This is a genomic window from Pseudomonas sp. TE3552 (assembly GCF_056278945.1).
On sequence record NZ_JBWBQJ010000001.1, the window covers coordinates 5,346,190 to 5,367,807 of the forward strand.

Consider the following 21,618-nt stretch of genomic DNA (forward strand, 5'->3'; position numbering starts at 1 on the left):
CTTTTCATGCTCGCGCAACTTCCACTGGCCTTACAGAATCTGCAATTACCGCTTCGCTTGCGACTCTGGGACGGCCATGAGTTCAATCTGGGGCCGACGCCCAGCGTCACCATTGTGGTCAAGGACCCACACATGGTTACCCAGTTCACCCATCCCAGTCTCGACGCACTGGGGACGGCGTTTGTCGAAGGCAAACTGGAGCTGGAAGGCTCCATCAGCGACGTGATTCGCGTTTGCGATGAGTGGAGTCAGGCGTTGTTGAGTGATGATGAAGACAATCAGCCTGTGCGCACCGTCCACGACAAGGAAACCGACGCCCAAGCCATCTCCTATCACTACGATCTTTCCAACGCTTTTTATCAACTGTGGCTCGACAGCGACATGGCCTATTCCTGTGCCTACTTCGAGACCGGCAGCGAAACCCTTGAGCAAGCTCAACAGGCCAAGTTTCGCCACTTGTGCCGCAAGCTGCGGTTACAGCCAGGGGAGTATCTGCTGGATGTCGGTTGCGGCTGGGGCGGGTTGGCGCGGTATGCGGCCCGAGAGTTCGGCGCGAAGGTGTTTGGGATCACGCTCAGTAAAGAGCAGCTGGCCCTGGCCCGCGAGCGGGTAACCGCCGAAGGCCTGGAGGATCTGGTCGAACTGCAACTGCTCGATTATCGCGACCTGCCTCAGGATGGTCGCTTCGACAAGGTGGTCAGCGTTGGCATGTTCGAACACGTCGGCCACGCGAACCTGTCCGAGTACTGCAAAACCTTGTTCGGCGCGGTGAAAGAGGGCGGCCTGGTGATGAACCACGGGATCACCGCCAAACGCACCGACGGTCGTCCCGTGGGGCGCGGTGCCGGTGAATTCATCGAGAAGTACGTGTTCCCCAACGGCGAGTTGCCACACCTGGCGATGATCTCCGCCGAGATCAGCGAGGCAGGGCTGGAGATCGTCGACGTCGAAAGTCTGCGCCTGCATTACGCGCGGACCCTGGACCACTGGAGCGAGCGCCTGGAAGACAATCTGGAAGCCGCCGGCAGGCTGGTCCCGGATCAGGCACTGCGAATCTGGCGGTTGTACCTGGCAGGATGCGCCTATGCCTTCGCCAGAGGCTGGATTAATCTGCATCAAATCCTCGCGGTGAAAACCCATCCCGATGGCAGCCATGAACTGCCTTGGACCCGCGACGACATCTACAACCCCTAGACATTAGAGAATCGGTGAAATAAGCCGGGCGATCCGCATGCCGACCTGTTGCAGGCGGCGGGTCTCCCGGCTTTCTTCTTTGGCTATTTCGTCAGCCTGGGCGAAGTCGTCGTTGAGCATCTGTTCCACTTCGCCGGCAAATGCGCGGTCGACCGTCAGCAACATCACTTCGAAATTCAACCGGAACGAACGGTTGTCCATATTGGCACTGCCGATAGCGCTGATCTCGTTGTCGATCAGCACCACTTTCTGATGCAGGAAGCCAGGTTGATAACGGAATAAACGCACGCCGGCGCGTACCGCTTCGAAGGCATAAAGGCTGGAGGCGGCATAGACGATCCGGTGATCTGGTCGCGACGGCAACAGGATCCGTACATCCACACCGCGCAGCACCGCCAGTCGCAACGCCGCGAACACCGCTTCGTCGGGGATGAAGTAAGGGCTGGTGATCCATACCCGCTCCGTTGCCGCATGGATGGCTTCGACGAAGAACAGTGAACAGGTTTCGTAGGAATCTGCCGGGCCGCTGGCCAGCAATTGGCAGAGTACGCCGTCGGCCGGATAAACCTCTGGCAGGATCAACGGCGGCAGCGAGCGGGCTGCCCAAAACCAGTCTTCGGCGAAGGACTCCTGCAGGCAGGCCACCACCGGCCCACGCACTTGCACATGGGTGTCGCGCCACGGTGCCAAGGGCGGTTTCTCGCCCATGTATTCGTCGCCGACATTGAGCCCGCCGACAAAACCGACAATACCGTCGACCACCACGATTTTGCGGTGGTTGCGGAAGTTGACCTGAAAACGGTTTAGCCAGCCACTGCGGGTGGCAAAGGCTTTGACCTCGACGCCGGCATCGCGCAAGGGTTGCACGTAATCGTGGGGCAGGGAGTGGCTGCCGATGCGGTCGTAGAGCAAGTAAATCGCCACGCCTTCGGCAGCTTTTTTCTTCAGCAGGGTGTGCAGGCGTTGGCCGAGGCGGTCGTCGTGGATGATGAAAAACTGGATCAGCACCGCTTCCCTGGCGTTGTCGATGGCGTCGAAAATCGCATTGAAGGTGGCCTGGCCGTCGATCAACAAGCGAACTTCGTTATTCGCCAGACACGGCATGCGCCCCAGTTTCGGCATGGCCCGCAAAGAGGCGTAAGCGTTGGAGGCACGGGCAGTCAACGCTTCCTCTACCCAGGGGCGCCAGTTCAGCTCGGAGATTGCCTTGCGCATTTCCTCGTTGGCTTGGCGTCGGGCCTTGATGTAGCCATCGAAGGTGCTGCGGCCAAAGACCAGATACGGGATGAGCGTGAGGTAAGGAATGAACAGCAGTGACAGAGCCCAGGCGATCGAGCCCTGAGCGGTCCGAACGGTCAATACGGCATGGATGGCGGCGATCAGGCCCAGCGTGTGCAGTAGTGCGATCAGATAACCGAAAACATGCGGTCCGAAATAATCCATGGGGGCTGCCTTGCTCCTGAAGATTCAATGCTTAACAGACCATGTTCCGTGCAGAATGTCGCTATTTAATTGGCCCATGAACCGAAGCCCTCGGCCGACGTCTAACAGCCACTAATGATCAGGAGTTACTCGATGAACGTTCGTCTGCTGGGTTTGGCCATGGCGCTTGGTTTGGCACTTCCTGTGGCTGCTCAAGCACAGATGCTGCAGCCGGGCTTGTGGGAATTGACCTCAAGCAATATGAAGGTCGATGACCAGAACCTGCCCGATCTGCAATTGATCCTCGGCCAGATACAGAGCCAGATGACCCCTGAACAGCGCGCGCAGTTGGAAAAACAGGGCATCACCATGGGCGGCAAAGGGATTCGGGCGTGCCTGACTCCTGAGCAGGTGAAGACCGATAACATTCCGCTGACGGACCCGCAATCGGGCTGCAAGCAGCAAATCACCGAACGTACCGGCAACCAGTGGAAATTCCGTTTCAGCTGTCCGAAAGCGCAAGGTGCGGGTGTCGCCACATTCCTCAGCGATCGTGAATTCACCACCAAGGTCAACGGCACCTTCAACGCCACCGGCATCCAGCAGAAGGGTAGCCTCGATACTCGTGCCGTGTGGTTGGGGCAGGATTGCGGCACCGTTAAGCCTCGGGCTTAAAAGCTAGCGGACAAGTCGGATCGCCGCACCGCTCGCTCCTACAAGGTCATACGTGGTCCTTGTGGGAGCCGGCTTGCCCGCGAAGGCGTCCGCTTAGTCACTTCGAGTCTTCGGTTGATACAACCATTCATACACCGCCTCAATCCCTTTCTCTCCCAAATCTTCTCCGCTGCAACTGCGCATGCTGACAAAAAAACGTGCGTTAGCGCATGAACCGCAGGGGTAAACCCTGACAGCTGTCATGTAGACGATTGGCGTGCCAGGCAATTTGCCCCGATACGACGGTGGTGCTGACACTGTGGCGAAAGTGATGCCGGGCGAAGGGTGTCCAGCCGCATTGCGAGAGGATTGGCTGCAGGGAGACGGCAATGCCATCGGGTTCGGATTTGATCAATACCAGGTCAGCCCAATAGCCTTCGCGCAGGTAGCCGCGGTCGGGAATCGCAAACAAATCGGCGACCCGGTGACTGGTCTTGGCCACGAGGGTGGTGATTGGCAAGACCTCGTCGGCCACCAGTTCCAGCAGCGCGGGCAGGGCATGTTGCACCAACGGCAAGCCGGACGGCGCCTGGCTGTAGGGCCGCTGTTTCTCGGCCCAGGTGTGAGGCGCGTGATCGCTGCCGATCACGTCCAGTCGATTGCTCAACAGTGCTTTGCGCAAGGCGTCGCGGTCGGCCTGGGTCTTGATTGCCGGGTTGCATTTGATCAGGTTGCCGAGGCTCGGGTAGTCGCGGTCGTCGAACAGCAAATGGTGCAGACAGACCTCGGCGGTGATGCGTTTCTGTGCCAGCGGCTTGTCTTCGAACAGTGCCAGCTCACGGGCGGTGCTCAGGTGCAAAACGTGCAGTCGGGTGCCATGTCGCCTGGCCAGATCGACGGCCATCGAGGAGGAACGAAAACATGCTTTGGCGTTGCGGATCAGCACGCTGCTCATGGTCAGAACTCGTTTTGCAGGGCTTTGTAGCCCCGCACCAGATCTACGTTGGTGCGCGCCACGTCCTCGGAAAACTCCGAGGCGCTGACGCTCACCGGCGGGAACTGTGACAGGTCGGTATTGGGGCCGATGCGCGTGGTGGAGGGCACGTAGAAATTTTCAGGCAAGTCACGACCATCGACCACCGAGTTGTGGCGCACCACGCAACCGTCGGCCACCGCGCAATTGAACAGCACGCTGTTGAAACCGATGAACACGCGATTACCGACGGAGCAGGGGCCATGCACGATGGAGCGGTGGGCGATGGAACTGAATTCGCCGATGGTCACCGCTGCACCGGACTTGGAGTGGATCACCACGCCGTCCTGGATGTTCGAATTGGCGCCGATGGTGATCGCTTCCATCTCGCCCGAGTCGTCCACTTCATCGGCGCGTATCACGGCGTAGGGACCGACGAAGACGTTCTCGCCGATCACTACTTTGCCGCAGATGATTGCTGTTTTATCCACATACGCCGACTCCGCAATCGACGGCAGATCGCCTGAAGGATTCTTGCGGATCATGGTTTGCTCAACGCTTCGTACAGGGTGTTTAGGTTGCATTCGAACAACCCTGCGAAGGTGCTGGCCGGGCCAGTCGCTGCAAGAGCATCGGAGTACAGCGTGCCGCCGATGTGCGCGCCGCTTTCATCAGCGATTTGCTTGAGCAGGCGTGTGTCCTTGATGTTTTCCATGAACACCGCTTTGACCTTGGCCTGACGGATCTGCGTGATCAGCGCAGCGACTTCGGCGGCCGACGGTTCACGTTCGGTGGACAGTCCTTGAGGCGCCATGAAGTCGATGCCGTAAGCCTGACCGAGGTAGCCAAAGGCATCATGGGAGGTCACGATTTTGCGATTACCCGGCGGCAGTGAACCGAGCTTGGCTTTGGCTTCGGCGAGCAAGGCGTAGATCTTTTTCAGATAGGCCTGGCTGTTGTGTTCGTAATCGGCTTTGTTCGCAGGGTCGGCGGCGATCAGCGCTTTGGTGATGTTGCTGATGTACAGCTCGGTGTTCGCCAGGTTGTGCCAAGCGTGTGGGTCCGGGATGGTTTCACCGTCTTCATCCAGCGAGCGTGGAATGACACCGTGGCTGGCACTGATGACCGGGGCTTTGGTCTCGGTGCTGGTCACCAGACGGTCCAGCCATGGCTCGAAACCCAGCCCGTTCTTGATGATCAGTCTGGCGTTGAGCAATGCCTTTGCATCGTCCGGAGTCGGTTCGTAGGTGTGGGCATCGGCGTCCGGGTCGACCAAGTTAGTGATCTGAATATGCTCGCCGCCGACTTGATGAGTCATGTCGGCGAGGATGCTGAAGCTGGTGACCACCTGGAGTTTTTCCGCGGCAGACAGCGACATCGACAACATCAAACTGAACAGCACGAGTAAAGCGCGCATCGGGTTACACCTCATTGGGATGTGAGCAAAGGCGGGCGGCGCAGCAAACCGTGCACCGGACCGAACACCACGGACAGCAGATACAAACCGCCAGCCACTAGCACGATCGCCGGTCCGCTGGGCAGCGAGTAGTAGAACGACAGCAGCAAACCGAACCACACAGAGAGGCAGCCGAGCAGCGCCGCGATGATCATCAGCACTGGCAAGCGCCGACTCCAGAAGCGAGAGGCCGCGGCTGGCAACATCATCAAACCGACCACCATCAGGGCGCCGATAGCCTGGAAACCGATCACCAGGTTAAGCACCACCAGGGTCAGAAATACCCCGTGAGCCAGTGGCCCGAGGCGGCTGACGGTTTGCAGAAAGAGCGGGTCGAGGGTGTCCAGCAACAGGGGTTTGTAGATGAGGGCCATGGCGATCAGGCTGAAGCCCGAGACCCAAATCATGCCGGTCAAAGTCGGCCCATCGACCGCGAGCGCCGAGCCGAACAACAGGTGCAACAGGTCCAGTCGCTTACCGGCAATGCCGAGGATCAGCACGCCGCTGGCCAGCGATATCGGGTAGATCGCGGCCAGGCTCGCGTCTTCCCGCAGGCCGGTGCGGCGGGTGATCCAGGCGGCCAGTCCGGCCATGCTCAGGCCCGCGCCGAGGCCCCCGATGGTCAACGCGGGCAGACTCAACCCGGCGAACCAGAAGCCCAATGCGGCGCCGGGCAAGATGCCGTGAGCCACCGCGTCACCGATCAGGCTCATGCGCCGTAGAATCAAAAACACCCCAAGCGGTGCCGTGCTGCACGCCAGAACGAGACCACCAAGCAACGCCCTGCGCATGAATACGAATTCGTGGAACGGTTGCCAAAGCTGAGCGGCAGCGATCATCAAGCCACCTGCGTCTGGGGTTGTTGGCGAATCAGATCGGTACTGGGACCGAGGACGCAGCCGCTGCTGTTGATCAATAGGGCTTGGGGGATGTGTTGGCGCACGGCGGCCAGGTCATGACACACCACGACCAGGGTTCGGCCTTCGGCATGCCAGGCGTGGATGTGTTTCCAGAGCAGCACCTGGCCGAGTTCGTCGAGTGCGGCGTGGGGTTCGTCGAGCAACAACAAGGGGGCTTCGGCGAGATTCAAGCGGGCGAGCAGGGCACGCTGCAATTCACCTCCGGAGAGGGCCATCAATGGGCGATGTTCCAGGCCACTCAGGCACCAGTCTTCTAGCGCAGACTTGAGGCGCTGGCTGCGTATCTCAGGAGTTTGCTTGCTGCCCCAAAAACCAGCGGCCACTAACTCTTGCAGGCTAATGGGGAACTGCCGATCCAGATGTTGTTGCTGAGGCAGGAACGAAAGGCCGCCTTTGCGTGGAACATCAATGATGATTTTTCCAGCCAGCGGCTTTTGCAGACCGGCGATGACTTTCAGCAGGCTGCTTTTACCCGAACCGTTGGCACCGATGACAGCGGTCAGACTCCCTTTGGGCAACTGAAAATCCACCGACGGAGTGAGCGGTTGACCGGGTGCGCCCCAGCGCAAGGCTTGGCATTGGATCATGCGGCCTCCCAATTCCAGCGACTTTCGGCGACAGCATCGTGGGCATGAAGACTTTCGGCGTGAACGACTTGCACGTGAAAGGCGTTGATGCCCGGGGAGCGTTTCAGGGCCAGGTTCAAGCGTCGGGCAGCGTCTTCGCAGAACATCAGGTTCTGGCCGTTGGCGAGGGCGAAAGCTTGTTCGTCGGCGCGTTTCACGGCGGTTTGCACAGCGGTGCCGAGGGCTGCTTCCGCATCGTTGATCGCGGCGATCAGCGGCAGGTCATCCAGATAGTCGTCCAGACGCAGCTGCAATTGCGCATTGCTGCGTTGGCTATGCGGCGTGGCGACGATGCCTTTCGTGGAGCCGAGCCAAGCCAGAACGTCAGCGTGTTGCAGCGACTTGTTGGCAAAGTCATCAACGAATTGTTGCTGAATCAACTGCCGCGAAAGGGCTGCTGAGCACGGACAGGTTGAGGAATAAGGCACATCGATTTTTAGTTCCACGTGGAACATCGCGTTTTTCAAACTGGCTTCGATGCTCACCGGATAAGTTTTCCAGCCGGCCAGTGGACTGACGAGCGCAGGTCTTTTGAGCAATAGTTCGGTGTGAATTTTTAGGTAAGCGTTGTGGGAAAGCCCTTCATGGGTTTCGAGAAAATTCTGCAAGACTCGCCGCAATAACGCGGGCGAAAGGTTTTCCTGCTCAAGCATCTCCAACGCCAGATACAGCCGCGACATATGGATGCCACGCGCCTCTCCATCGTCGAGGCTAACGCCAGCGTCGGCCTTTGCGCTCAGTCGCTGGCCATCGAATAAAACAGGAAGAGCAATGCCGCACATGCCCACCCAATCAAGTGGCAGGGCTTGGCGTGAGGCCTGCGCGGCGATATCCGGCAGAGTCAGCGCATTCATGAGCAGGTCCATCGTGGGAGTTGATTTGACATGTTATATTATAACAATCAAATCGACGATGCCTTTTTCGTGAGCGGGCCTTCACCATGCACAGACGTCACTTGCTCAACCTGATTCTGGCCAGCGCGGCCTTCGCTTTTCCCTTTAGTGCGTCGGCCACGCAAATTCGCAATGCACGACTGTGGCGTTCGGACGACAAGCTGCGACTGGTGTTCGATCTGAGCGGGCCGGTGCAATACAAGACCTTTTCCCTGAGCGCTCCGCAGCGGTTGATCATCGATCTGAGTGGCGCCAATCTCAGTGGCGACCTCAGTCAGTTGGCACTCAGCAACACGGTGATCCGCTCTATTCGCTCCGGACATTTCGGCCAGGGTGATACACGGATCGTCCTCGACCTCAGCGGCCCGGTGCAGCTCAACAGTTTCCTGCTGGCGCCACAGGACGGTCAGGGGCACCGATTGGTGCTCGATCTGAAGACCGCTGCGCCGCTACAGATCGCGGCGGCGGTACCGTCGGAAAAACCTGAACCCGTCACAGACAAGGCTCACCCCAAGCGCGACATCATCGTGGTGGTCGATCCTGGTCACGGCGGCAAAGATCCCGGCGCGGTCGGTGCCAAAGGTGAGCGGGAAAAAGACGTGGTGCTGTCGATCGCCCAATTGCTGGCCAAGCGGTTGAAGCGCGAAAAGGGCTTCGACGTGAAACTGGTGCGCAACGACGACTTCTTCGTCCCGCTGCGCAAACGGGTGGAGATCGCCCGCAAGCACAATGCCGACATGTTCATCTCTGTCCATGCGGACGCAGCGCCGCGTCTCACCGCTTCCGGTGCATCGGTGTACTGCCTGTCCGAAGGCGGCGCGACCTCGGCCACAGCGCGCTTCATGGCGCAACGGGAGAACGGCGCGGACCTGCTGGGGGCCACCAGTTTGCTCAATCTCAAGGACAAGGATCCGATGCTCGCCGGGGTGATTCTCGACATGTCGATGAATGCCACCATTGCCGCCAGTTTGCAGCTGGGCAACACGGTGCTCGGCAGTCTGGCGGGCATTACCACGCTGCATCAGAAGCGTGTGGAACAAGCAGGATTCGCTGTATTGAAGTCGCCGGATGTGCCGTCGATTCTGGTGGAAACCGGCTTCATCTCAAATGCCCGCGACAGCCAGCGACTAGTGACTGCGCGGCATCAGCAGGCCGTGGCTGATGGTTTGTTCGACGGTTTACAGCGGTATTTCCAGAAGAATCCGCCGATGAACAGCTACATCGCTTGGCAGCAGGAGCAGAAGAAGGCGCAGGCCTAACAGCCGGTAATCCGGCTACAGGTGAACTTGGCGCTGCTGCCGCCGGAACTGGAGAACCGATTGATGGTTGTCCAGCCAACCCGGCGGTTGTAGCCCACCCAGGCTTCGCCATCGGACGCGATGCCGGTAAAGAACGTCAGCTGCCCGTAGCGGCTGTTGGTTTGCGCCCAATGGCGTTTGCCAGCGACTTCGAAGCCGCGCAGATAGATCGTGCCACCGACGGTGTTGACGCTGTAGGCATTGCCGTCGGCATCCACGCAGGCCAGCAGATTGGCGCTGCGGGTGCATTTGGCTTGGCTCGGGATTTGTCCCTGGGCATCGACCGCGATCAACAGCGAAAGGCTCAACAACGAGATTTTCAGGACGTTTCCCATGGCATTTCTCAAGGGGCGGACAGGCTAAAGCATCATGCTCTTTGTCATGGCGAGCAAGAGGGAGTGGTTTGTTTGTGTTGTTATACTATAACATAAATATACACCCGCTCTGATGAAGAGCTGCGCGAACGCCATCAACGGGCGATTTGACCGGCCATACCCGATGAGGAATACCTGATGCCCAATCGTCTCCCCGTGACCGTCCTGTCGGGTTTTCTCGGCGCTGGAAAAAGTACACTGCTGAATTACGTACTACGTAATCGCGACAACCTGCGGGTTGCGGTGATCGTCAACGACATGAGTGAAATCAATATCGATGGCAGCGAAGTCCAGCGCGATGTCAGCCTGAACCGTGCCGAAGAAAAACTCGTGGAAATGAGCAATGGCTGCATCTGCTGCACCTTGCGTGAAGATTTGCTCGAAGAGGTCAGCAAACTCGCCAAGGACGGTCGTTTCGATTACCTGTTGATCGAGTCAACGGGCATTTCCGAGCCGCTGCCTGTGGCGGAAACGTTCACTTTTCGCGATGAAGAAGGACAGAGCCTGGCGGACATTGCACGGCTCGATACTATGGTCACCGTGGTCGATGGCATGAACTTCCTGCTCGACTATCAGGCCGCCGAAAGCCTCGCTTCCCGGGGCGAAACCCTGGGTGAGGAGGATGAACGCTCGATTACCGACCTGTTGATCGAGCAGATCGAATTCGCCGACGTGATCCTGATCAGCAAGATCGATTTGATCAGCAGTCGCGAGCGTCAGGAGTTGATCGCGATCCTCGAACGGCTCAATGCCCAGGCCGAAATCATCCCGATGGTCATGGGCGAAGTGCCGCTCAAGAAAATCCTCAACACCGGTCGTTTCGACTTCGAAAAGGCCGCTCAGGCGCCGGGATGGTTACAGGAACTGCGCGGTGAACACGTGCCGGAAACCGAGGAATACGGCATCGCCTCCACGGCCTATCGGGCGCGGCGACCGTTTCATCCGCAGCGCTTCTTCAGCTTCATCGACCGTCCGTGGGTGAACGGCAAACTGCTGCGCTCCAAGGGGTTTTTCTGGCTGGCCAGCAAACACCGGGAGGCTGGCAGTTGGTCGCAGGCGGGCGGTTTGATGCGCCACGGTTTTGCCGGGCGCTGGTGGCGTTTCGTGCCGAAAAACCAGTGGCCGCAAGACGAAGAAAGCACCGCCGGGATCATGGAAAACTGGACGGCCGCCACCGGCGATTGCCGCCAGGAGCTGGTTTTTATCGGCCAGAACATCGACTTCACGCAACTCACTGCCGAACTCGATGACTGCCTGCTGACGGATGACGAAATGGCCTTGGGCGTCGAGGGCTGGCAATTGCTGCCCGATCCATTTGGCCCTTGGCATGAAGAGGCGGCCGCTTGATGTTGGCGCCCGGCCTGAAGCTGCGACCGGTCATTGCTCAGGTTCAAGGTGGCACGCCCAAAGTGTTGACCAGAATTCTGGACGACGGCGTAAACCTGGCTCTCTGGCAACGCCAGCTCCCGGCGCACATTGCCGATTTCAGTCATTTGCTGTTGTCCCTGAACGAGCCACTGGCCGAGTCGCTGTCCCTGGAAATGCCCAGCGATGACGCCGAACCCAATCTTCGCGGTTTAGCCTCAGGCTTGAGCGACCTCGAAGGCTATGAAGGCTTTATCGCCGATGTTTCCTGGCTGGTCAGCGCTTTTGCCTGCCTGTTGGGCGCCCAGCGTATCGGCCTGCGTCTGCGGGTTCTGGATAAGGCCATGTGCCCGCGTTTTCATGTCGATCATGTGCCGGTGCGGTTGATTACCACCTATGCAGGGATCGGCAGCCAATGGCTGAAAGAAGGGGCGATGGATCGCCGGCAATTAGGCAAACCTGACGCCGAACCGCTGGACGATTCGTTGATCCAGCAAATCATCAGCGGCGAGGTGGCGCTGCTCAAAGGGGAGAAGTGGCACGGCAACGAAGGCTTCGGCCTGATCCACCGTTCGCCACAGCCGGCACCGGGTGAGCGGCGTTTGATCCTGACCCTCGATTGGCTCGGTTAGCCGCTCAAGGTTTGAGCCAGGTTCCCTGGCTCTGGGCTTCGCAAAACGGCTTCAGATACGCCGCATCGGTGGCCACGCCATAATAGTGAATATCCTGCCGGTAAGGCATATTGGCCACTTGGGCGTTGCTGCACACTCCGAACGCGCCGGTGGGGCATTGGTCGACGTACTGCACCTCGACTTTCTGCCCGGCCAGATTCGGCTGGCAGAAACCGTCGGCGAACAGTTTTTCCGGGATGTTGCGGTTCTGCTGGCAGACCTTCACGTCCAGCCGCGCAGCCGTACTATGTACCACGCAGGCCTGGGCCAGCGCTTCGCCCGACGTGAGTGCCAGAAGCAACGACCATCCCATCAACCGCATCCTTCACCTCCTCAGAAAACCTTGACCATGTTGCAGAACATTCCCACCCACGTCATTGCCGGCCCGCTGGGTGCCGGCAAGACCAGCCTGATCAAGCACCTGCTGGCGCAACGGCCGGCCGGTGAACGCTGGGCGGTGCTGATCAATGAGTTCGGCCAGATCGGCCTGGACGCTGCGCTGTTGACCCAGGACGCCGATGGTATCGCACTGGGGGAAGTGGCCGGGGGCTGTTTGTGTTGCGTTAATGGTGCGCCGTTTCAGGTTGGCCTCGGGCGGTTGCTGCGCAAGGCACGACCGGATCGTCTGTTCATCGAGCCCTCTGGGCTAGGGCATCCGGCGCAGTTGCTCAGGCAATTGAGCGAGGCCCCGTGGCAAGGCGTCCTGGCGGTGCAGCCCTGCGTGCTGGTGCTGGACGCTCAAGCGCTCGCGGCCGGAAAATCGCTACCGGCAGCGCAACAGCAAGCCTTGAACAGCGCTGGGTTGTTGTTGCTGAACAAAGCAGAAAGCCTTAATGACGCTGATCGTCAACGAATCACCGCACAGTTGCCGACGCGGTCTTTGTACTGGACGCAGCAAGCTGCCTTGCCGTTAAGCGAGCTGCCGGGTCTCAAGGCCCAGGCTGTCGCGGGTGTGGATAATTTCATCGTGCCCAAGGGATTGGCGCAGATGCCGGCCATCTGGACCGACCCCGCGCAGCCGATTTGCTTGTGTCAGGCGCAAGAGGGTGGCTGGAGCGTCGGCTGGCGCTGGCATCCGAATCAGAGATTCGATGCCGTGCTTGTCGGAAAGTGGCTTGAGAGCCTTGAATGGTTGCGGGCGAAGCTGGTTATCCACAGCGTCGAGGGGTGGGTGTCGGCGAATGCGGTGGATAACTCATTACTGGATTGGCAGCCCAGCGAATGGCGTCGGGATTCGCGCATCGAGCTGATTTTCAGTGAGCCGCAGGCTGTCCCAGAACTGCAGGAAGGTTTGGCGGGGTGCCGCGCTCAGGCAAATTAGAGAGTTTTTGTGCAGTTTTTGAAGACCTCATCGCGGGTAAGCCCGCGATTGGTTTTAACAGACTGACATCTGACTCAAGGCCGCCACTTGGTATGTTCTTGCCGCCATTGGCTCAACTCAATCACTTCTGCGCTGGGCTTCGCGATATCGACCACCGGCGGTGTGTCGTCTAACGGCATCGGGTAGGGCGCGAGCTCGATCTGTGCGCTATGGGCGCCGAACTGAGTGATGGTGCCGGTGTGGCGGGTTTCGCCGGTCACAGTGAACTCAAAGTTATACACACGGGCCAGGCGCCGACGGCCGTTGGCGTCTTTAATGAAAGCGATCTTTTTCAAGGCAACGTTGCCGTCCAAAAGCTCGATCCGCAGCTTGGCGCAATGCTGCATGACCCGCTCCAGTGCACGTTCGCGCAAGCCGTGGTTGTGCCACAGCCAGGCGCCACCGGTGGCGAACAGCATCAGCACGAAGATATTTCCGAGGGTCAGCATCAACAGGGTGCTCCAACAAGATAGTGCCAGCTTAACTGCGTCTCTGGTCTGTCGTACAGGTTGCGTTTAGTCGCATACTGCGCGGCTCGAATTTCAATCGGTTTACGGAAAACTCACCGCATGAAACGTACGCCCCATCTGCTCGCCATCCAGTCCCACGTGGTGTTCGGCCACGCTGGCAACAGCGCCGCGGTTTTCCCGATGCAGCGGGTCGGGGTGAACGCCTGGCCGCTCAATACCGTGCAGTTCTCCAACCATACGCAATATGGCCAGTGGGCCGGGGAAGTGCTGTCCCCGCATCAGATTCCGGAGTTGGTGGAAGGGATCGCGGCGATTGGCGAACTGGGCAACTGCGATGCCGTGTTGTCCGGTTACCTCGGCAGCGCGGCCCAAGGTCGGGCGATTCTCGCGGGGGTGGAGCGAATCAAATCGATCAATCCCAAAGCGTTGTACCTGTGCGACCCGGTGATGGGCCATCCGGAGAAGGGCTGCAGCGTTCCAGCCGAAGTCAGTGATTTTCTGCTGGAAGAGGCGGCGGCGATGGCGGACTTCATGTGCCCGAATCAGTTGGAGCTGAACAGCTTCTCGGGGCGCAAGGCGCAGTCATTGTTCGATTGCCTGGCCATGGCGCGAGCGCTGCTGGCGCGCGGTCCAAAGGCCGTGCTGGTCAAGCATCTGGACTATCCCGGCAAACCGGCGGATGACTTCGAGATGTTGCTGGTGACCGCTGAAGGCAGCTGGCATCTGCGTCGGCCGCTGCTGGCATTTCCGCGTCAGCCGGTGGGCGTCGGAGACCTCACCGCCGGGCTGTTCCTGGCGCGAGTGTTGCTGGGTGACAGTCTGGTCAGCGCCTTCGAGTTCACTGCGGCGGCGGTGCATGAAGTGCTGCTCGAAACCCAGGCCTGCGCCAGCTATGAGCTGGAACTGGTGCGGGCGCAGGACCGGATCGCTCATCCGCGGGTGCGGTTCGAGGCGACGGCGATCAGCCTTTAAAGCTTCGCGGGCAAGCCTCGCTCCTACACAGGGATGGCGCATTACCCGGAGTGAGGCTTGCCCGCGAAAGCGATCTAAAGACCAAACACGTCAGGCGTCGCCCTTGATTTCCTGATAACGCTTTTCCAGCTCCTGACGAATCTGCCGACGCTGCTGGGCCTGCATGTACCGACGCTTGTCTTCGCTGTGCTGCGGTTGCAACGGCGGGACGGCGGCCGGTTTGCGCTGGTCATCCACCGCGACCATGGTGAAGAAGCAGCTGTTGGTGTGGCGTACCGAGCGTTCGCGGATGTTCTCGGTCACTACCTTGATGCCCACCTCCATCGAGGTATTGCCGGTGTAGTTGACCGAGGCCAGGAAAGTCACCAGTTCGCCGACGTGAATCGGCTCGCGGAAGATCACCTGATCCACCGACAGGGTCACCACATAGCGGCCGGCATATCGGCTGGCGCAGGCGTAGGCCACTTCATCGAGGTATTTGAGCAGGGTGCCGCCGTGGACATTGCCAGAGAAGTTGGCCATGTCGGGGGTCATCAATACCGTCATCGACAGCTGGGCGTTTCCGGGTTCCATAACGTACTCACGGGTTCAAGGCAGAGTTTCGGGGTAACACCTCTGTGGGTGCTTGGTCGGTGTTTTCAAACCAACAGTTATCGGGACGCCGGGCGGGGGGCCGTCGTCACGCCTGAATCGATCTGTTTCCATATATTGCACCGTCTTCCCGTCGGAAGTCGCGATGTTACCCTTCAAAAGCCCATCCCCAAGGAGCCACCACCATGCATGCCATCAGTTTCATTCAGGACTTGGCAGTGATCATGTTGATTGCGGGTGTGGTGACCGTACTCTTTCATCGTCTCAAACAACCGGTGGTACTCGGCTACATTGTCGCCGGCTTCATCATCGGCCCGCACACGCCGCCGTTCAGCCTGATTCACGATGAAGCAACCATCAAGACCCTCGCCGAACTCGGGGTGATTTTCCTGATGTTCTGCCTGGGCCTGGAATTCAGCCTGCGCAAGCTGTTCAAGGTCGGCGCCACGGCGTTCATCGCGGCCTTCCTGGAAATCGTCCTGATGATCTGGATCGGCTATGAAATCGGCCGCTGGTTCGACTGGAATACCATGGACTCGCTGTTCCTCGGCGCGATCCTGGCGATTTCCTCGACCACCATCATCGTCAAGGCACTCAACGACCTGAAGATGAAGAACGAGCGTTTTGCCCAATTGATCTTCGGCGTACTGATTGTCGAAGACATCCTCGGCATTGGCATCATCGCGTTGTTGTCGAGTATCGCGGTCAGCGGCACAGTCAGTTCCGGCGAGGTCTTTTCCACGGTCGGCAAGCTTTCACTGTTCATGATTGTTGCACTGGTCATCGGCATCCTGCTGGTGCCCCGACTGCTGGCCTATGTAGCTAAATTCGAAAGCGACGAGATGCTGCTGATCACCGTGCTGGGCCTGTGTTTCGGCTTCTGTCTGCTGGTGGTAAAACTTGAATACAGCATGGTGCTCGGTGCGTTCCTGATCGGCGCGATCATGGCCGAATCGCGACAACTGCTGAAGATCGAGCGCCTGATCGAGCCGGTTCGCGATCTGTTCAGTGCCATTTTTTTCGTCGCCATCGGCTTGATGCTGGACCCGATGATCCTGCTGCAATACGCCTGGCCGATTGCGGTGATCACCGTGGCGGTGGTGCTGGGCAAGATGTTGTCTTGCGGTCTTGGCGCCTTTATCGCCGGCAATGACGGACGTACCTCACTGCGAGTGGGGATGGGGCTCTCACAGATTGGCGAATTTTCTTTCATCATTGCGGCGCTGGGCATGACGCTGCAGGTCACCAGCAACTTCCTCTATCCGGTGGCTGTGGCCGTCTCGGTGATCACCACGCTGCTGACGCCGTATCTGATCCGTGCGGCCGATCCGCTGTCGATCAAGCTTGCTGCGGTGATGCCGCAGCGGTTGAGCCGTGTACTGGGAATGTATGGCGAATGGCTGCGCAGCATCCAGCCGCAGGGCGAGGGCGCGCTGTTGGCGTCGATGATTCGGCGGATTCTGTTGCAGGTGGGGGTCAATCTGGCGCTGGTGATTGCGATCTTTTTATCGGGCGCCTTCTTTGCCGAGCGCATGTCCGTTTATCTGCAAGGCTGGATCAACGACCCGAGCTGGCAGAAAGCGTTGATCTGGGGCGGGGCGTTGCTGTTGTCACTGCCGTTCCTGATCGCCGCTTATCGCAAGCTCAAGGCACTGTCGATGCTGCTGGCAGAAATGGGCGTAAAGCCGGAAATGGCCGGCCGCCACACACAGCGAGTGCGTCGGATAATCGCCGAAGTGATTCCGATCCTCTCTCTGTTGGTGATTTTCCTGCTGCTGGCGGCCTTGTCGGCCAGTATTCTGCCGACCAACAAGTTGCTGGTGCTGATTGTCGTGGTCGCGGCCGCGGTGGCGGCGCTGCTCTGGCGCTGGTTCATCCGCGTGCACACACGCATGCAGGTGGCCTTGCTGGAAACCCTGGACAACCACAAGGATGCTTCTGGCCACTGACGTTGCACCTGTTGCACCTGTTGCACCTGTTGCACCTGTTGCACCGTTGCACTTGTAGCAGCTGCCGAACGCAGGCTGCGCCAGCTGCTACAAAAATCGCGGTACGGGAAAGGATCAGCTTTCCAGCCAGACGTCCCGCGCCCAGTGCCATACCGATTCCCAGGTTTCTTCGGCGATCAGCTCTTCTTCAGCCAGCCACAACACCACGGTGCCGTCTTCTTCGACCAGGTAGTAATTATCACCGTCCTGGCAGATCGGAATCATGCTGCGATCGACGCCAGCGTCCCAGGCATTGGCGGCAACATCCGGCAGGTAGGTGTGGGATTGCGGATCGGTGACGGTCACTGGCTCCACGCTGCCGTAGACCACGTCACTGACGGTCAGCAGGAACTCTCTGAAAACGAATGGGATGTCGATGAACAGTTGTTCTTCGATTTCTACCAGCAGATCTTCGTCGGGCAACTCCAAGGGGACCGGTACCGGTTCGTTGGCTTCACGCAGTTGTTCGATGATTTCTTCCACGTCCGGGATCCTCTTGCTTGATGGCGCGGTTTAGTTGGGGCGGTTTATACAGTAGCTCGCTATAGATGCAACCGTGAAATAGAAAACCCCGGCAAGGCCGGGGTTTTCATTACAGCATGCGAAACGCGGAGGTTATCAGCCGTTCTGGCGGATACCCGCTACCAGCCAAGGCTGGTTTTCGCCCTGTGGACGTTCCATGTTCCAGCTTTCGCTGAACACTTCGCCCTGGTCGAAACGCGAGGACTTCGATACGCCGCTGAAGGTCAGGGTGGCGATGGTCTTGTCCGCACGGTCATCAACGCCGTCCAGTTGTACCTGAAGGTTGTCGATGTAGGTCGACTGGAAGCCGTCGCCCAGGTCGGCACGTTCGCGCTTGAGGAACTCCAGCAGCTGTGGCGTCACGAACTCGGCAATCTTGTCCATTTCGTTGGCATCCCAGTGCTGCTGCAGGGACTGGAAATGGTTGCGGGCTGCTTCGACGAAACGCTCTTCGTTGAACCAGGCCGGAGCATTGATCACCGGACGAGCGGCAGCAGGTGCGGCCGAGCCGCCGAAGATCGAACCCATGGCTGGCTTCTGCTCGAACACTTCACGCTGCATCGGCGCGTGGCCCGCCGGAGCCATGTGCTCCTGCTGCTTGCGACGACGAGCGGCGATGAAGCGGAAGACCAGGAAGGCGATGACCGCCATGATCAGAATGTCGAAGATCTGCATGCCCTGGAAGCCGCCACCCATGAACATGGAGGCCAGCAAGCCACCGGCCGCGATACCGGCCAGAGGGCCGAGCCAGCGCGAAGCACCGCCGGCTTTGGCGGCAGCGCCAGCGGCACCGGCCGCACCGGCAGTGGCGGCTGCACCGCCCACGCCAGGAGAAGAAGGCGCCATTTGGCTGGTCTGGTGGGTCGGCGCAGCGCCGGAGCTTTTGCCACCACCAAAGCGCTTGGCGGCATTGGCGTCGAGACTCATCGTCAGGCCGATGCACAACGCCATGGCGATGCTAAGAAAACGTTTCATAAAGGGAATTCCCGTTTGTGGATGGCACGCGCGCCATGTTGCACAGCTGAAGTGTTACTGGCTAGCGGCAGAGTGTTTCGGGCTTTTGCCTGACAGGTTGTGTTCAGCTTCCGGTCACGCAATAAGACCTATGAACTTTGGTTTGTAGGATGAGGGGATAAGCTCTGTAGGAAAGCCGCGACGCGATCAAACTGTGGGAGATCGGCGAACTCCAAGTGGTAGATATTGGTGGCTTCGACGGCAATGGCCACCGTGCTCGGCAAGGCCTTCAACCACTTCTTGATGGCTGTTTTGTTGTTGGGAATCTCTTCAAGCAGGCTCAGTTCGGCGTGATAAATCACCAACTCATTCTTGGCGACATCCACGCCCACGATCGGCTTTGAAGCAGAAACCGGCATTGCCATAGGATTTCCTCCGGGATATGGTTTTAAGCACTTGAAGGGCTCACCCAGGGGCGCAGGCTTGTTCCTATCGTCGGTCTAGGCCAGATGCATTCTTTATCGGCGCTTGGGTGAAAGGAGGAGGGGCGAACTCTCCCACGGTCTGTACTGCGTCAACAGTCAGAATCGAGCCTTGTCCCTTCTCCTCCCTTCAAGTCCTACCATACAAGCGAGCCTGCTCGCGGTAGTCGCACCGCTCAATAGCAGAAAATACCGCGTTATCGTTCATCGCGAGCAGGCTCGCTCCCACAAAAGCGTACGTTCTTAGATCGCTTCCAGCTTGGCGTAACCCAGCATCAACCACTTGCTGCCTTCGCTGAAGTTCACCTGCACCCGCGCCTGAGCGCCAGCGCCTTCGAAGTTCAGGATCACACCATCGCCGAACACCGAATGCCGCACGGTCTGACCAAGGCTGAACCCGGTGTCCGGGATCTCGCTGCCGCCGAACAGGCTGCTGGAGCTCTGCTGCTGGCCACCGCCGAACGGACGGCTGACGCTGTTGGACAGCCGCACTTCCTGAATCAGGCCTTTCGGCACTTCACGTACGAAGCGCGACACCTTGTTGTAGGTCTCGCTGCCGTACAGACGCCGCGTTTCCGCATAGGTCAGCACCAGATTCTGCATCGCCCGGGTGATACCGACATAGGCCAGACGACGCTCCTCTTCAAGGCGACCGGGCTCTTCCAGGCTCATCTTGTGCGGAAACAGACCTTCTTCCATGCCCACCAGGAACACGTAAGGGAATTCCAGCCCTTTGGCGCTGTGCAGGGTCATCAACTGAATGCTGTCTTCGTGCTCATCGGCCTGGGTGTCCCCGGCCTCCAGCGAGGCGTGGCCGAGGAACGCCGCCAGTGGCGATTGCTCTTCGTCCTCTTCCGGGTTTTCGAAGTTGCGCGCGGCGCTGACCAGCTCCTCAAGGTTTTCTACCCGGGCCTGGCCCTTCTCGCCTTTTTCCGCCTGGTGGTAGGCGATCAGCCCCGACTGCTCGATGACGGTCTGGGTCATCAGATGCAGCGGCATTTCCAGGCATTTGGCGGCGAGGTTCTCGATCAGCTCCATAAACGCCCCAAGGGCGCTGGCAGCACGACCGGTCAAGCCTTTGTTGGCCACCAATTGACGCATGGCTTCCCACATCGACACATCGCTGTGGCGCGCATGATCACGGATCGCTTCGACAGTTTTTTCGCCGATGCCACGGGCCGGAACGTTGATCACCCGCTCCAGCGCCGCATCGTTGCCACGGCCTTCCAGCAAACGCAGGTACGCCATGGCATTTTTGATTTCTGCGCGTTCGAAGAAGCGCTGACCGCCATAGATGCGATACGGGATGCGCTCGCGCAGTAAAGCTTCTTCCAAAACGCGCGATTGGGCGTTGGAACGGTACAAAATCGCGATATCGCTGCGAGCCAAGCCGGTTTTCAGCGCGCTTTCAATGGTTTCGACCACGTAGCGTGCTTCATCGTGCTCGTTGAAGGCTGCGTACAGATTGATTGCTTCGCCTTCGCCGCCATCGGTCCACAACTCTTTGCCCATGCGCCCGGTGTTGTTGGCGATTAGGGCGTTGGCAGCCTTGAGGATCCCGGCGGTGGAGCGGTAGTTCTGCTCCAGACGAATGATCTCGGCATCCGGGAAGTCGTCGGAATACTGATAGATGTTTTCGATTTTCGCGCCGCGCCAGCCGTAGATCGACTGGTCATCATCGCCGACCACCATCAGGCTGTCGCCGCCCTTGGCCAACAGACGCAACCAGGCGTACTGCACGGCGTTGGTGTCCTGGAACTCGTCCACCAGAATGTGCCGGAAGCGTTTCTGATAATGGGCGAGCAGGCCCGGGTGATCGCGCCACAGATCGAGGGCGCGCAGCAGCAGTTCGGAGAAGTCGATGACGCCGGCGCGCAGGCATGCAGCCTCGTAGGCTTCATAAATGCTGCGCATGGTCGCCAGGAACAGATCGCCGCTGGCTTGAATATGTTGCGGACGCAGACCTTCGTCTTTCTGCCCGTTGATGAACCACTGGGCCTGCCGGGCCGGCCAGCGTTGTTCGTCCAGGCCCAGCTCGCGGATCACCCGCTTGACCAGCCGTTGCTGGTCGTCGCTGTCGAGAATCTGGAAGGTCTGGCTCAGGCCGGCTTCCTGCCAGTGTGCCCGCAGCAAGCGGTGCGCCAGGCCGTGGAAGGTGCCGACCCACATACCGGCCGGGTTGATACCCATCAACTGCTCGATGCGATGACGCATCTCGGCAGCAGCCTTGTTGGTGAAGGTCACCGACAGAATGGAGTGGGGCGAGGCGTTTTCGACCTGGATCAACCAGGCGATACGGTGCACCAGCACTCGGGTTTTACCGGAGCCAGCACCGGCCAGGACCAACTGACGACCCACGGAGGCAGCTACGGCCTGGCGTTGGGCATCGTTGAGGGAGTTCAGCAGAAGGGAGAGATCATCGCGCATCGGGGC

Annotated in this window: 21 protein-coding genes and 2 pseudogenes; 8 read left to right on the forward strand and 15 right to left on the reverse strand. The window is 59.3% G+C overall.

Annotation, left to right across the window (positions count from 1 at the left end; all coding sequences use genetic code 11):
- Positions 1-6: 6 nt before the first annotated feature.
- The gene (gene cfaB, locus ACZ9BB_RS24125) at positions 7-1,194 is read left to right on the forward strand and encodes a C17 cyclopropane fatty acid synthase CfaB (protein ID WP_476216878.1); all 1,188 of its coding nucleotides are present in this window, start codon (positions 7-9) and stop codon (positions 1,192-1,194) included.
- 3 nt (positions 1,195-1,197) lie between these two features.
- On the opposite strand, the gene cls is transcribed toward cfaB, so the two are convergent.
- Entirely contained in the window at positions 1,198-2,637 is a 1,440-nt protein-coding gene (gene cls / locus ACZ9BB_RS24130) for a cardiolipin synthase (protein ID WP_476216880.1), read from the reverse strand.
- 132 nt (positions 2,638-2,769) lie between these two features.
- Here cls and ACZ9BB_RS24135 point away from each other — a divergent pair, with 132 nt between their 5' ends.
- The gene (locus ACZ9BB_RS24135; protein ID WP_476216882.1) at positions 2,770-3,291 is read left to right on the forward strand and encodes a DUF3617 domain-containing protein; all 522 of its coding nucleotides are present in this window, start codon (positions 2,770-2,772) and stop codon (positions 3,289-3,291) included.
- Positions 3,292-3,493: 202 nt separating this feature from the next.
- On the opposite strand, the pseudogene ACZ9BB_RS24140 reads toward ACZ9BB_RS24135, so the two are convergent.
- The 6 genes and pseudogenes from ACZ9BB_RS24140 to folE2 all read right to left on the reverse strand — a co-directional run.
- Positions 3,494-4,213 (reverse strand): annotated as a pseudogene (locus ACZ9BB_RS24140) (amidohydrolase family protein); the annotation flags it as partial.
- 14 nt (positions 4,214-4,227) lie between these two features.
- On the reverse strand, positions 4,228-4,788 hold the full coding sequence (locus ACZ9BB_RS24145; protein ID WP_476216883.1) for a gamma carbonic anhydrase family protein: 561 nt from the start codon (positions 4,786-4,788) through the stop codon (positions 4,228-4,230).
- Positions 4,785-5,660, reverse strand: coding sequence for a metal ABC transporter substrate-binding protein (locus tag ACZ9BB_RS24150; protein ID WP_476216885.1), 876 nt, complete (start codon positions 5,658-5,660; stop codon positions 4,785-4,787). Before ACZ9BB_RS24150 ends, ACZ9BB_RS24145 begins: the two co-directional genes overlap by 4 nt.
- A gap of 11 nt (positions 5,661-5,671) precedes the next feature.
- Entirely contained in the window at positions 5,672-6,538 is an 867-nt protein-coding gene (locus ACZ9BB_RS24155) for a metal ABC transporter permease (RefSeq protein ID WP_476216887.1), read from the reverse strand.
- Positions 6,538-7,206 carry a metal ABC transporter ATP-binding protein gene (locus ACZ9BB_RS24160; protein WP_476216889.1) on the reverse strand — a complete coding sequence of 223 codons (669 nt, stop codon included), beginning with the start codon at positions 7,204-7,206 and terminating at the stop codon, positions 6,538-6,540. Before ACZ9BB_RS24160 ends, ACZ9BB_RS24155 begins: the two co-directional genes overlap by 1 nt.
- Positions 7,203-8,099, reverse strand: a complete 897-nt coding sequence (gene folE2, locus ACZ9BB_RS24165; RefSeq protein ID WP_476216891.1) for a GTP cyclohydrolase FolE2 — start codon at positions 8,097-8,099, stop codon at positions 7,203-7,205. The genes ACZ9BB_RS24160 and folE2 overlap by 4 nt, the downstream gene beginning before the upstream one ends.
- Positions 8,100-8,185: 86 nt before the next feature.
- On the opposite strand from folE2, the gene ACZ9BB_RS24170 reads away from it, so the two are divergent.
- Positions 8,186-9,397 (forward strand): N-acetylmuramoyl-L-alanine amidase, encoded by a 1,212-nt coding sequence (locus tag ACZ9BB_RS24170; RefSeq protein WP_476216893.1) that lies wholly within the window; start codon positions 8,186-8,188, stop codon positions 9,395-9,397.
- Here ACZ9BB_RS24170 and ACZ9BB_RS24175 read toward each other — a convergent pair.
- The gene (locus ACZ9BB_RS24175) at positions 9,394-9,771 is read right to left on the reverse strand and encodes a glutamine synthetase (RefSeq protein ID WP_476216895.1); all 378 of its coding nucleotides are present in this window, start codon (positions 9,769-9,771) and stop codon (positions 9,394-9,396) included. The genes ACZ9BB_RS24170 and ACZ9BB_RS24175 overlap by 4 nt on opposite strands.
- Before the next feature lie 177 nt (positions 9,772-9,948).
- Between ACZ9BB_RS24175 and zigA the strand changes: the two genes are divergently transcribed.
- Together zigA and ACZ9BB_RS24185 are read left to right on the forward strand one after the other, a co-directional pair.
- Positions 9,949-11,157, forward strand: coding sequence for a zinc metallochaperone GTPase ZigA (gene zigA / locus ACZ9BB_RS24180; protein WP_476216897.1), 1,209 nt, complete (start codon positions 9,949-9,951; stop codon positions 11,155-11,157).
- Positions 11,157-11,807 carry a DUF1826 domain-containing protein gene (locus tag ACZ9BB_RS24185; protein WP_476216899.1) on the forward strand — a complete coding sequence of 217 codons (651 nt, stop codon included), beginning with the start codon at positions 11,157-11,159 and terminating at the stop codon, positions 11,805-11,807. Before zigA ends, ACZ9BB_RS24185 begins: the two co-directional genes overlap by 1 nt.
- Before the next feature lie 4 nt (positions 11,808-11,811).
- Here the strand turns inward: ACZ9BB_RS24185 and ACZ9BB_RS24190 are convergent, their stop codons facing one another.
- Positions 11,812-12,168 (reverse strand): NADH:ubiquinone oxidoreductase, encoded by a 357-nt coding sequence (locus ACZ9BB_RS24190; protein WP_476216901.1) that lies wholly within the window; start codon positions 12,166-12,168, stop codon positions 11,812-11,814.
- 27 nt (positions 12,169-12,195) lie between these two features.
- Here ACZ9BB_RS24190 and ACZ9BB_RS24195 point away from each other — a divergent pair, with 27 nt between their 5' ends.
- Positions 12,196-13,167, forward strand: a complete 972-nt coding sequence (locus ACZ9BB_RS24195) for a CobW family GTP-binding protein (protein ID WP_476216903.1) — start codon at positions 12,196-12,198, stop codon at positions 13,165-13,167.
- Positions 13,168-13,241: 74 nt separating this feature from the next.
- On the opposite strand, the gene ACZ9BB_RS24200 is transcribed toward ACZ9BB_RS24195, so the two are convergent.
- Positions 13,242-13,655, reverse strand: a complete 414-nt coding sequence (locus tag ACZ9BB_RS24200) for a DUF3301 domain-containing protein (RefSeq protein WP_476218406.1) — start codon at positions 13,653-13,655, stop codon at positions 13,242-13,244.
- A gap of 120 nt (positions 13,656-13,775) precedes the next feature.
- Between ACZ9BB_RS24200 and pdxY the strand changes: the two genes are divergently transcribed.
- Complete coding sequence (gene pdxY / locus ACZ9BB_RS24205) at positions 13,776-14,648, forward strand: pyridoxal kinase PdxY (protein WP_476216905.1); 873 nt, start codon at positions 13,776-13,778, stop codon at positions 14,646-14,648.
- A gap of 90 nt (positions 14,649-14,738) precedes the next feature.
- Here the strand turns inward: pdxY and ACZ9BB_RS24210 are convergent, their stop codons facing one another.
- Positions 14,739-15,221, reverse strand: coding sequence for an acyl-CoA thioesterase (locus tag ACZ9BB_RS24210; RefSeq protein ID WP_253417501.1), 483 nt, complete (start codon positions 15,219-15,221; stop codon positions 14,739-14,741).
- A gap of 203 nt (positions 15,222-15,424) precedes the next feature.
- Between ACZ9BB_RS24210 and ACZ9BB_RS24215 the strand changes: the two genes are divergently transcribed.
- Positions 15,425-17,188, forward strand: a complete 1,764-nt coding sequence (locus ACZ9BB_RS24215) for a cation:proton antiporter (protein WP_476216907.1) — start codon at positions 15,425-15,427, stop codon at positions 17,186-17,188.
- Positions 17,189-17,302: 114 nt separating this feature from the next.
- Here the strand turns inward: ACZ9BB_RS24215 and ACZ9BB_RS24220 are convergent, their stop codons facing one another.
- The 4 genes and pseudogenes from ACZ9BB_RS24220 to uvrD form a co-directional block, all read right to left on the reverse strand.
- The gene (locus ACZ9BB_RS24220) at positions 17,303-17,710 is read right to left on the reverse strand and encodes an SMI1/KNR4 family protein (protein ID WP_476216909.1); all 408 of its coding nucleotides are present in this window, start codon (positions 17,708-17,710) and stop codon (positions 17,303-17,305) included.
- A gap of 135 nt (positions 17,711-17,845) precedes the next feature.
- On the reverse strand, positions 17,846-18,724 hold the full coding sequence (locus ACZ9BB_RS24225; RefSeq protein ID WP_476216910.1) for a Tim44 domain-containing protein: 879 nt from the start codon (positions 18,722-18,724) through the stop codon (positions 17,846-17,848).
- A 197-nt stretch (positions 18,725-18,921) separates the two neighbouring features.
- Positions 18,922-19,128 (reverse strand): annotated as a pseudogene (locus tag ACZ9BB_RS24230) (IS110 family transposase); the annotation flags it as partial.
- A gap of 300 nt (positions 19,129-19,428) precedes the next feature.
- A complete protein-coding gene (gene uvrD, locus ACZ9BB_RS24235) occupies positions 19,429-21,612 on the reverse strand; it encodes a DNA helicase II (RefSeq protein ID WP_476216912.1) in 2,184 nt (727 codons plus the stop codon).
- Between the last annotated feature and the right edge of the window lie 6 nt (positions 21,613-21,618).